This is a genomic window from Algoriphagus confluentis (assembly GCF_036245625.1).
Taxonomy (GTDB): Bacteria; Bacteroidota; Bacteroidia; order Cytophagales; family Cyclobacteriaceae; genus Algoriphagus; species Algoriphagus confluentis.
In genome coordinates this window covers 409,007-421,422 of sequence record NZ_BTPD01000001.1, presented here as the reverse complement: position 1 = coordinate 421,422, position 12,416 = coordinate 409,007, and the positions used below count along the sequence as shown (strand labels likewise).

3 protein-coding genes are annotated in these 12,416 nt (G+C 46.7%); 2 read left to right on the top strand and 1 reads right to left on the bottom strand.

Going from position 1 to position 12,416, the window contains the following annotated elements; translation table 11 throughout:
* Window positions 1–70: 70 nt before the first annotated feature.
* Window positions 71–2,476, bottom strand: coding sequence for a TonB-dependent receptor plug domain-containing protein (locus AAA943_RS01855; protein ID WP_338222539.1), 2,406 nt, complete (start codon window positions 2,474–2,476; stop codon window positions 71–73).
* Between the two features lie 311 nt (window positions 2,477–2,787).
* Between AAA943_RS01855 and AAA943_RS01850 the strand changes: the two genes are divergently transcribed.
* On the top strand, window positions 2,788–8,124 hold the full coding sequence (locus tag AAA943_RS01850; protein WP_338222538.1) for a hypothetical protein: 5,337 nt from the start codon (window positions 2,788–2,790) through the stop codon (window positions 8,122–8,124).
* 24 nt (window positions 8,125–8,148) lie between these two features.
* Window positions 8,149–12,375, top strand: coding sequence for a hypothetical protein (locus AAA943_RS01845; RefSeq protein ID WP_338222537.1), 4,227 nt, complete (start codon window positions 8,149–8,151; stop codon window positions 12,373–12,375).
* Window positions 12,376–12,416 lie beyond the last annotated feature (41 nt).

Below are 12,416 nucleotides of genomic sequence, written 5' to 3'. Positions count from 1 at the left end.
AAATCAGTAAGTAGGTAAAGATAACTTCCTCAAAGGCTTAAAGTTATATTAATACGAAAATTTCTTGAGCTTAGAATGAAGCCTTAAGACTTAAGGTAAAGTTCCTTCCTGGAGCCACGATTCCCGAACTGTATGGTCTGTAGCGCAGATTGCCTATATTTTCCACTCCTCCATTAATTTGCAAAAAGGAAAGGGCCTGATAGGAAGCATTAAGGCTAAAGATCGTCCAAGCCGGTGAAAAAGGATTGCCGTTTCCGTCTTGGGCATAGATGAAGGTCTTTGACTTTTCCTCCTCCGGCAGCTCTTCAAATGAGCGGGCAGCACTGTATTGGGAGGAGATTTCCACCCGTAATTCTTTATGGGAATAGGCCAATCGGGTCAAGCCAAAAGCAGGGGCAGCATGCCGGGAAGGACTCTGAGAAGCATCATCCAACTCCTCGGTTCCTTTTTGCCAGTTGTAGCGGGAAGTAAGTACCAAACGCTTGGATAAAGCCCATTCGAAGCCGGCTTGGAAACCCACGATTTCTGTAAAGGCTGCGTTTTGGATCGCCAATACCTCACTCAACTCGCCATCGTAGATGATCTCTGATTCTCCGTTGAGCTGGAAAGGTCTACGGACCATGGCATTGTCCAAATAGGTGATGAACCCGGTCAGGTCCAGTTTGAATTTGTTCTGGAAATGCTTATTGAGGTTAAGCTCAAAGTTGTAGGCATATTCAGGTTTCAGTTCGGGATTGGGGACAATCACCGCGCCGGGCTCCGAGTCAAAAATTTTCCCCAAATCATCGACATTGGGAGCTCTGAAACCGGTGGAAACCAGAGGAGAGATGGAAAAGGAGGGTTCCGGAAAGAAAATCAAACCGATGTTTCCGGTCACGGAATGGTTCTTTTGTGAACTGCGCTCAAAGGGTAGAGGGAAAAATCCGGTGTTGTTGCTGAAGTCAGCGTTTAGGCTGATGTAATTGTACCGCAAAGCAGTTTGGATTTTCCATCGGGAGGAGAGAACTCCGTGGAAATTCCCATAGGCAGCCCATGAGGTCCAATCGGAATTGGGGTATCGGGCAGAGGCTGCCTGAATGGCCTCACTTTCTATGTTTTTTTCCAAGCCTTCGGATTTCACCAGGTTGGTAACTCCTTCCACCCCGTAGGTGAAATAGTTTTCATTCTTCAAACTTTTGAAAAAGTCCGCATTGAGGGAATAGGCATAGACTTTTTCCTTTCTTTCAAACTCCTGCACATTCCCAAATCTCCGGTCGATTCTGCTTTCTTCAAAATACTGTTGAGCCACCACAACCTTTACTTGATCAAACCATCCGTGATTGGAGCGGTAGGTCCATTTCAGATTATTCATCATCCACACCTGAGGACCGTAATCCCAGCGGGCAAATCTCAACTGACCGTTTCTCTCTTCCAGCAAGCGGTCATACCTCGGGATATCAGAGATTTCGGAATAGTGAAAACCATAGTCCCAAGTAGATCGATCATTGGGTTTCCATTGGACTTTTTGCATGAGGTTCAGTTGCTGATATCCGCTCCCTACCTGCATCAATGGGTCAGGATTGGTGATTTCTACATCTTGTCCGTCAATCTGATCGGTATATTTGAGTCTGAGGTAAGAATCTGGACCTCCTGAATTTCCCATTTTTAGATCGCCATAGTCAAAATGGGTAGCACTGGTGACAAACTTCCACTTTTTACCTCCATAGGACAGGTCTGCATGGAATGTTTTTTCAGAATAGGCAGAGGAAAACCGGCTGACTATATTCCCTGAAAGTCCCTGAGTTTGGGGTTGGAGAGTTTCAAAATTCATCACTCCGCCGATGGCATCGGATCCATACATGACCGAACCGGGCCCAAAAAGAATCTCCGTATTGGCCAGGGAAAAAGGATCGAGGGAAATGACATTTTGAAGATTTCCGCTTCGGAAGATGGCGGTGTTCATTCGTACTCCATCCACGGCGTAGAGGAGACGGTTGGCAGAAAATCCCCGGATCATTGGGCTTCCTCCTCCCAGTTGACTTTTTTGTACAAATACCTCACCGGAAGAGCCCAGCCAATCGGCAGTGGTACTCGGAGCTCGGACAGTCAGATCCTGACTGTCCAATTGCCGTACTTTTCCGGGGATCTCTTGGCTGGATTGTTTCCACCTTGATGCGGCAATCACGGTGACATCCAAGGTGATTTGGCTGGGAGTCAGTTGAATTTCAAAATTGGAGGCGGAGAGACTTTTCCAGGAAAGGACTTTTGATTCGAACCCCAAAAGTTGGATCACAATGGACCTATGGTCTTTGAAGAGACTGATGTCCGCTTCTCCTTCAGATTCAGTGACTACGCTAAGTTGAGGCTCCTTGGAGTAGATCAATACACCTTTGAGCGGAAGTTGGCTTTCGGCATCGGTCACCCGAATCACTTGGGCAATCACAGCCTGTATTCCTGCCCCAAAGACAAGACCAAAGACCAGAAAAATGGTTCTCATACGATTCATTTCCTTACAAAGGTATGGGAAAGCCAAGAAAGAGATCCGACAGAAATTGATGAGCGGACAAGGTTATTATTTCAGGAAAGGACTCTTGATTATTTTTCACCTAAAAAATCCCCTCTAAATATTCTTTAATTCAAAGATTATCAAATAATTATGTTGGTCAATCGCTTGTTTGATACCTTGTCATTAATTAGCTTAGATAGCTATTTTCCGGTTTTCAATCGATTTCTGTGAGGTTTTTTTTGGGAGGAAGAAATCAATTCCTAATTGAAAATAGATTTCTCTAACCCATTACTTTTTTTCTCATGGAAAAAGACAGGATGAATTCCCTTCTTGCTGAAGTTTTCGGACATCTTCAGCTCAGCAAAACTCAAGACGCCAAGCTATGGAACGAAGAACTGCCCTTGTTGGCCCGAAACCTCCTGGCAGCAGAGGACCAAAGCGTTAAGCCGGAGTCCTTCAGTTTCGAACGCTCCCAAATATTTTCCAAAGAGCGGATCAAGCCTGAGCAAATGAAAAAGATTCAGGAATTGGCTGAAAAAGCACAGGTCAAGGATGATAGTCCCGAGCTCAAGCCTTTCATCAGGGAAGTGCCCGTCCGCTCCACGCAGATCAATCGGAGCGTACCGGGTTGGGCAGCCGGAGCAAAACTGGAAAGGACCATAGGACCGCTTACCCGGGATGATGGCAGAATTGTAGCGGTGGATTTGTATCGGGTAGTCAAGCTTTTGGGCATATATCAGCAAAACAGTCCTCTTCCCGTCATTCTGTTTCAGGCGGAATTGAGCGGAAAAAAGCAGCTTAATCTCCCAATAGAAGTAAAAAATAACTACAAAATTTACCCCGGAAGTGTCTGGGTGAGGTGCGATCTCTTGGCTTCCAATGCTCCTGCAGACCGCTATGCGGGCTTCAGTGTAAAAGCCGGAACTATCCAATTGAGTCAAAATCCGGTACTTCAAAACGGAAAGCTGGTGCTAGGGGCTCAGACGGGGGTTCAGGTATCTCTTTCCTTAAATCAAACTTCTGCTTCCTCATTCCCAAAAACAAAGTATGGAGAGGATGCTCGAAAATCAGTAACCCAAACCCCAGAAAGTTTTTCATTTTCTTTTACAGGAGTATCCAAAGCCCAAATTTTTACCCTGGGAAGTGGAGCCGCGAGTCTCTATGGTCAAAAATTTCTTTTTCAACAAATCAACAAGGCTCCAAGCTATTCCAACCAACTCAGCAGGCTGCTGATTCCCATGGCTGCCGATCAGTCCATGATCAACCCGGTGACAGTAGAAAGCAGCTTGGTGAAAATCACGGAAAGCGCTGGCTTAAAATCTGCCGCTTGGGCTATTCCTGCCGCTGAACTCGACGTCAACAACCCCCTTGAAGTAGGAGGTTCGGGAGGGTTTATGATCGAGGGAAAACCAGGTTTGAAGTTTTCCTGGAAAAACTTGGAGGCGAAAAATTTGAAGCTGAAAAATCCAATTTTTCTTGTGGATTCGGATAGGATAGGATTGACAGATTTGGAAGGCGAAGGAGAGGGAGCTTTTCAGGAGTTTGGGCACTGGATGGACGAGCTGAATACCCAAGGAACCAGCTTAAGTGTTTTTTTGGGCAAAAAGGCAGCGCTGATTTACAATTCACTGGCAGAAGGAGTGGAGATGGTAGTTTGCACAGTCAATGCTACCCATCATGTGGATCGTCCACTTTTGGTCAGCGGACTACCTGTTGAGATAAAAACGAAAGACAGCCTGCTGGTTCTGGCAGGGTCAGAGGAAAAAAATCTCCTTTATTTTATCGATGACAATATCCTTTGGGACAATAAACTGCCTTTCGAAAAAGTACCCAGCTTCAAAAGTATTGCCCTTGCTCTGGAAAATGCGCTTTTTACGCTTACACCAGTCAATGGGGCTATGATTTTTGGTGAATGTGATTCCGAGTGGAAGCGCATCGTGAAGGGTCAGACTTTTTTGGTTTTTGGATTGATGGGGTACTTGCCCACCCTTCCTGACCCTTATTTGGCAAATCTTGGGGTACTCAAAAGGCTAAGCGACAAGAAAGGAAAAAAGGGAATAGAGGGGATTATCAGCTGGTTAATTTGCCAGATTTCCCAGACGCCTACTGCTGAGGAGGTGGATAAGGTGAAAGTAAGCTTTCATTTTGGGCTTGGAAGTAATCAAGCCCAAAGCTCCAAGAACACGGAATGGGCGACAAGATCTATGTCCACTAGTATGGTTTCGGAAAGCGTTTTGTCTAGTGAAGTTGCCAAAAAAGCAGCCAAGAAAGCGGAGACTAACTCACCTCTGCCCAACTACGAAGAGCGGCTCGACCCTCATATTGCCAAGTATCAACACGATCATTTCGCGCTTTTGGATGTCAGTTCCAATGCCAATCAGATGGGGGTAAGCTTAGGGAGTCCAATGATGAGACGGGTGACAACCGGGGTAGCTGTAGGGCGTGGCAAAAATGAAGTGCACATCGAACCTTCAGAAAATCAACTTTTTGGAGTCGAAGGTATGGAAGTCGTGGTCAGGGGTTCTGCAGCACGACTATTTATGTTGCCTCAGGTGGCTTGGGAGCCTGTATTTAATTTGACTCCACCCGGAAACAATGTGCAGGGAGACCCTCCAGTTTTCTTCAATTACTACCCCAATGATGGAGGACCTACCCGGCTTGCCAACTACCATTCCGGTCATGTTCCTCTAGCCCCCAAGCCTTTGGTCCAATACACGCTGGAGGAATACAAAAAAGATATCAAGACCGCCGTAGATGCTTTATTTACCTTGCCTTTTGGCCTGAAAGCACTTGCAGAACTTACCCACGAGAAGATCCGAGAGTCAGAACCTCCCGAACTGAAACTGATCGAACCAAATTTCCCCAATAATTTGACGGGGGGAATTCAGATCCGGGCGATTGCAAAGGACTATGGGAAAGACGCAATCGTAGGGGCTGGACCGGATAGCCCAATGTTCAGAGGATTTACCGTGCAGCTGGCCAATATCCTGGGAATGAATGGAGTGCCCAACAATTCCAGTACCTTGGGAAGGAGCGTAACCAAAATTTTTAACGGAGAATTTTTCACAGATGAATCCACTCCGGAAATCCTGAAAAAACGGGGAGTTCCTTTGTCCCAAATAGATTTTACGGGATATGGAGCCAGTACTTTTAGTAATTGGCTAAGTCCCAGAGCGGCGATAGCAGAGACGAGTCAGGCGCGGTTTGACCTGATGCTCGGGAGAACCGGCCATGAGGTGATTCAGGTGAAAAGTATCCTTTACCCATGGGGGATCAGAGTGGTCCGTACGATTACGCTTTTCCGGACAGGTTCCGGATATGTATTCCGGACAGACAGTGGCTGGCAGGCAGAATCAGATGGGCTGTTTGATTTTACTTACAAATACATTGACAAGAGTAAGCCTACTCAGGGGGTCGATGAATCCGGAAATACGATTTACCACACCGAAACAGTGATCCCCTACAAGCTTCACACCGGCCCTATCCGAGGACTTTTCAATGTCACAAATATTCAGGAAGACGGAAATGTGGCTGAATACAACGAGCCCAAAGCGATCAGGATTCCCATCAATGAGTATTACGTGGACGAATTCGGGGAATGGGTCCAAAACAAAACCGGAGCGGAAGTCACCAAAGATGTCATCCTTGCTGCCGTATGGTTTGATGCTGACATCAAAATAGACCATCTTGTTCAAGGCCACAGAAATGGACTAACTCCTTCCAAAAAGATTTTGGGCTATGTGCAGCTTGGGCCGCAAGGGGTGACTATTCCGGAACTTAATTTCCAAGCCTTGCTGAATCTCCAGGGTGGCTCGATCGGAGGAGATGTGGACTGCGTCATGGATTTGAATCAATCCGGGCAGCTGATGCGAATTACCCGTTTTGATATATCTCCATCGGTATCCACAAGCAACAATCCCAATGAGCCCATTTTTGTGGCTGCTGCGAGAGGAAATGCGCTTTTGCCCAAAGATGGGAGTTGGTCGGTAGTTCAGCACGAAACGGGTACAGGAGAAGTGACTCCTCTTCCGACTTATATCCCCATCCCGATCATCAGAGAGGGATTGTGGAAGCCTGGAAACCCCTTGGAAAACGCTGTTCTCAATAATAAGCTTCTCCGAATAGCTCACCCAAAGGAAATTCTCCGTGATCCCGTAGAGGATACGATCAATTTTGGATTTCTTCAGACTACAGCCACTCAGAAGGCACTTTTCCTTACTCCAAGTTTTAGGTTTGGGGTTAAGAAATTATTGAGCAAGACTCCGCCTGCTTTTGCAGATGCCTACCGACTGATGAATAGCAGCAGTATTTTTCCCAACATAGGAGATGGGTACTCCAATCTGGGAAAAGCAGTGGCTTTGGTCAATGGCGTAGATGCGAATGGGGGAGCAGTGGCCGCTTTTCGAATGAATTCAATTTTGGACGGAGGAAGGGAGGTTTTTGAATTATTAGACCTCAAGGTCAAAGAGCAATCCGGTGAAATTGTGGACCGGGGTTTCAAATTGCTCACTGGAGAAGCCAATTCCCTTCTCAACAAGGCTATTGCATTTGACATACCCAATATTGACCCACTTTATTTGGTCAATATGGATTCTCTCAAAATCTATATTGAGTACAAGGCCAAGGAGACCAAGCCCAACAACAATACCTACATCGACTCCAAGTTGAATTTTGACGTGGATTCTTTTGCCAATGACCTTAAGGATACCTGGAAAAGCAGGGTAAATAACGTTGGCATGGTAGTCGATTTGGGCTCTTTTAAACGGTTGATGACTATCAAAGGAAACTTTGATGCCCAAAAAGGAAAGGAATCCGGCTACGAAGGTGGCCCGAATAACCCGAATAAGCTTCAGGGTTTGCCGACACCTGAGATTGAGTTTAGTGAAGATTTGCAGCCGGTTATTGACCTGTTGCAATTGCTGGCCTCCATGTCTACAGGCAACTATGCTGAGGTCCTGAAAAAGGGCCTTCAGATTGCTATGAGCAATGCCGGGGAAGTTTGGGAATACAAATTTGAGGCTACCAAGGAAATTCCATTGGTCAGGTTCCCACCTGAAGATAACCTCTATAACTCCCCTCAATGTCCGCTCAGACTGGAGGCGGGGCTTTCGCTTGGGGTATACTTCAATGCCGCCTTAAAAGTCACCACAGACCCGACTCAACTATTGCCTACCGCAGGAGCATTTATCCAGTTCAAAGGAGGCTTGGAGGTCATGTGTGTCACCGTGGGCGGTGCGACCATTTATGCCATTGGTGCAGTCGAGCTCAAACTGGCCTGCGATACCAAAATAGGACCGAGCCTTTTGATGAAGTTTGGCTTTGGAGCTTCCATTTCTGTGGGATTGCCGGTCATAGGCAATGTCAGTGTGACCTATATGGTAGGCTGCGAGATCTATGCCTCCTCTGAAGTAATTGCGGTCACTGCATTTATGCTCTTCAAAGGCCATGCTAGTCTGGCTGGGGGATTGGTCAGTGTGACCATTTACATCGAAGCCAGCGGCACCGTGAAGCGAATAGGCGGATCCAACGGAAAAACGGACTGTACCGCCTCGGTTACCTTCGGATTGGATATCAGCATCTGCTTTGTGATCAATATCAGTTTTGAAGAAACCTGGCAAGAAAGCCGACAAATCGCCTGATTTTTTTTTCTAAACAACTCAACTATGGAACCAAGAAGAATCCTAACCCTGATGACTTTCCCTCAGCGATTTGAAGGAAATAAATTGACTGTCAATATTGTCGTAGTTCCCCGAAATACCGATCCTTTTAAGCCTTGGCCCACAGGATTGGTTAATCCTTTTCCTACCCAGGTACCCGGATTTGCGAAGCTTCAGCCCAAATTCCAGCTGGCCATCGTCAGGGGGACGGACGACTTTCCTCTCAGCAATGCCCCGGCGGAAAGCCGAAAACCCATTCTCAGGCCAGTAGAAGTGATTCCTGCGACAAAAAAGGACGATTATATCCAATGGGTTGCCAAATCATTTAAAATGCCCATTACAGACGATACAGATCATCTCCCTCCGCCTGTCCATACAAAGGATGCTGGAAAGAGGGGAATCAAAAAATATCTTCCACTTTCCTACCGAGAGCGATTCAATTTTACGGTACCCAGACATCCCAATGCGGTCACGGATGATTCCTACGAATGTGCTGTTAGAGATAAGGTACAGGTAGACAATAATTACACTCCCAGAACTACCCTTTCTTGGGGAAGGGTTTTTGCGACCATTCTGAGACAACCCGTCCTCGCCAAAGTCTGCGGAATGATTTACGAAGTGACTTTGGAGGTAGAACCGGGCTGGTTTGACAATGGGGGATACCTGTATTGTGAAATTGCGGGAGAAAATTATGAATTGGCTCAGCAGGAATTGCTGAATAAAGCGGATGGCCCATTGGTCAAGCGTTATGCCGCAAAAATACCGCCATTGAAAATCGGTGAGAAAAGGCCCGTATTTGCCCCGGTATTATTTCCTGTCCTCTACCAAAAAGCCAGCGACCCAACAGAACCTATCCCTCCGGGACCCTGGGATGAGCTCTTTTTGGAAGCCCAGCTGTACAATGACGGTTTTGCAAAAATCGTCCACGCCAATCAGGCCAAAAGTGGGAACCTACTCAAGGAGAATCCAGATGGACTACCTCCCCAATCTGATTCAGGGATACGTTTGGGTTGGGACGATGAGCAGCTCTTGGTTTGGTATTTAAGGCAGATTATGGAAAATCCCGGGGACGTTCCCGGTTCAAACAAGAGACTCGATTCGGCTTTGGGAGTAATGGGCTACCACATCGATGTCAAAAAAGCCGATGCGATGAGTGAATGGGAAAGCCTGAATGTGGTCCATATCGATAAATCAGGTGATGCCTCCGAGCCCACTTTTGCCTCTCAGCGCGTGGAGCTTCCCTATCAAGTCTATCCTACCAAACTTGCCGGTCCTTTGAGTTCGAGGTATTGGCTGCCCATGTACTATGCATATTGGATTGGAAAAAGCCTGTCCACCGAAGACAAGGATGCGATGGCAATCTACAAAACTGACCAAAATCACGGCAAAGAGCAGAATGGAGCTGAAACCGGAAGGGTAAAACCCAATACTACTCTAGTACCGGGAGAGATCAAAACACTCCTCCGCTATGGCAATACCTACCGATTCAGAGTCCGGATGGCAGATATTTCCGGGGGAGGACCCGCTCTCCATGACGAACCGCTCAATGCTGCCCCAAGCCCTGAAGCCTCGGTGTCATTCAAGCGCTTTGTCAATCCGGGTATGTTACGAATTGATAAGCCTTTGATATTCAGGTCTAATCAGGCTAACTATTTCAACTCCTTGGATTCCGAAGACACAGTTTTTGGAGGAGATAGCGTGCTGCAGATTGAGCGGCCCTTATTGGAATATCCCGCTGTAGTATTTACAGATAAGTATCAGCAGAAAGGCATGGATCCTGTGGCCTTGTTGAAAGCATTAGATGTAGGTGAGGGACTCAAACCTGCGCTTCCCGATCCCGATGTGACAAAAATACAAGTGCTCGTGGAAGTGAAATCCCTGAGAATGGACACCCAGCTCAGTCGCTCCGGACAGGATAGTTACATTCCTCTTTATTCAAAAGAATGGGATTTTCCTGCTGATTTTAATGAGAAAATTGAGCTGCCTGTCAGATTTGTGGATGTACCCGTCCTCAATTTGGGAGAGCCGGCAGATCCTTTCTTGTCCCAAAAGCAACTGTTTGATGAGCTTTCAAAAAGCAACTTGGTGCTTCCTACCGGTCGGCACGTGCGGGTATCTCTAAGAGCGATAGCTACTACAGAGCAGGATGAAATTCAATATTTTGGAATTATTGACTCCGACGAAGAGAAAGACAGTCGATTTGGTAAGGTTCAACAGCTCATGTTCTACAAAGAGACCACCAGTGAGGCTGAACTTCTTTTGCCCTACAAAAACATCCCCCAATTGCAGGCCTTATACCTTAAGCCAGACCCGGTTCCTACCTTCAAGCAGATGACAATAGGAGCCCGGCTAAGGAGGAAATCTGAAAATGATCAGCCCGATGTAGTCAAGCGAATCGCAGATGCGCTGGGACTTGAATCCAAAGGATTAACCTTGATGGCCAGAAAAGGGGAGCGGGTGGCATTTGGATGCAGTTCGAGAATCAGACATTCCTTGGCCCCTGATGGAAGCAGCATCACTTTTGCTACCAAATCAGACCTTTATTATCATTGGGTGACTTGCCTGAGCTACCAGCTGAACAGAGATTGGACCTGGGATGGGCACGAAGATGTCGCATGGGTGATCCAAAGAAAGCATCGGTTTCGGCGAGAACCCAAATCGGAAGTCCGGGAAAATAATTACCTGGACGACATCGAGCTCAAACATACGGTCTCCTTTGAAGCTTTGCAGATGGATTCCTTCGATCGGGTGAACCGCAACTATACCCGGATCATTTACCTCGATGCTTTGGAACCGAAAAATGAACGTTTTCTCCCCAATTCTACTAACCCAAGGTACCCAGATGAGCTTTGGGCTGAATATACTTTGGTGCCAAAAATGAAGAAAGGGCATGCCAATGCAGAACCGGTAAAGACGGATTTGTTGAAACTACCCACAGTTTTGATACCAAACCAAACACCCAAGGTAGTCAGTGTGGGCTTGGCCTTTTCACCCTATGACCGGGCGGAAGATTACAGCAGTACGGAAGCGAGAAGGCGGTTTCTTTGGGTAGAATTTGAGGAACCAATACAGAATCCGGATGATGCTTATTTCTGCCGAATGCTGGCCAATGCTCCGGATCAGCTGATTTCAAATAATGATTGGGATTTGCAGCACATCCCAGAGGAAGCCTCCCTGAGCCTGGATCCTGAGGTGATCCGAAGGATTATTCCCGGGCAAAGCGATGATAAATCAGGTATCGATGCGATGCAGATGATGATCAAGTCCACCGATAGCAACCGACATTACTTACTGCCTCTGCCTCCCGGACTTCATTCGGAGAGTCCGGAAATGTTCGGCTTTTTTACTTATGAATTTAGAGTTGGACATGCCCATTTTATTGATCGGGAAAATGAAGATGCTGAATTGGCAGCAATGAATTTCCAATCGGTCGGCAACTTTATTTTTAACGGCACTGCACCAAAGGGAAATCTATGGTCCACGGCTCAAGCCAGGTTTGGGCGGGAATTGAGAGTCACGGGAATGCAGCATCCTGTCCCTACATTGCTTTGTTCTCTGAATCGCAACGAAAATCACATGTATGTTTCGGCTCCTTTTGCCAAGGCTGTTTTCAAGGGGAAAAATGTGACTTCCAAACCCCCAAGAACCAGCCTTTGGACCCTTCTTTATGCTCAGGTTCATCAGGCAGACGGGTTAGATCATCGAAATATCCTGATTGCCGAGCGAAAAATGCGGATTGATGTGAGAATCAATACGGATCCCAAAGAATTGAAACGGATCAATAATTTGACCCAGCAGACATATTTTCAGCCCAATTTGCAGAAATATTCAAAGGGTAAATTTGAAGTTAATCAAGGCCAGATCTCTTTGTCTGCCTTATTGGCCGAAATAAGGGAATCTCATCCGGTCGGTACAGCGGTCTTTACCTCTCAGGAGATAGCGGGATATTTATCCGATTTGGGACTTCCTGAAGATAGCTCCTTGAGCGTTTTGGTGGTAGAAGTATTTGGAAATATTACCCATATCCGCCAGCATATCAATAACTTGAATGTAAGAGGCCAAAATCAAGTATCCCCCGAATTCCAGGTGGCAGCCAGGCGGGCGATGGACAGTTCTACCTCCATTTCTCGGGACGATCGGGATCAGTTGGGAGATAATTTGGGGCAATTCCGGATTTTGAGGACTTCGCCTTTGACGAAGGTTCCATTTGTCTGCTGTCCTACCTGTGAGTGATAACAAAGAAAACCCATCCCGGGCATTTTTGCCCGGGATGG

Coding starts and splice junctions, on each gene's coding strand:
- AAA943_RS01845 (WP_338222537.1), top strand. CDS start 8,149: ATGGAACCAAGAAGAATCCTAACCCTGATGACTTTCCCTCAGCGATTT.
- AAA943_RS01855 (WP_338222539.1), bottom strand. CDS start 2,476: ATGAGAACCATTTTTCTGGTCTTTGGTCTTGTCTTTGGGGCAGGAATA.
- AAA943_RS01850 (WP_338222538.1), top strand. CDS start 2,788: ATGGAAAAAGACAGGATGAATTCCCTTCTTGCTGAAGTTTTCGGACAT.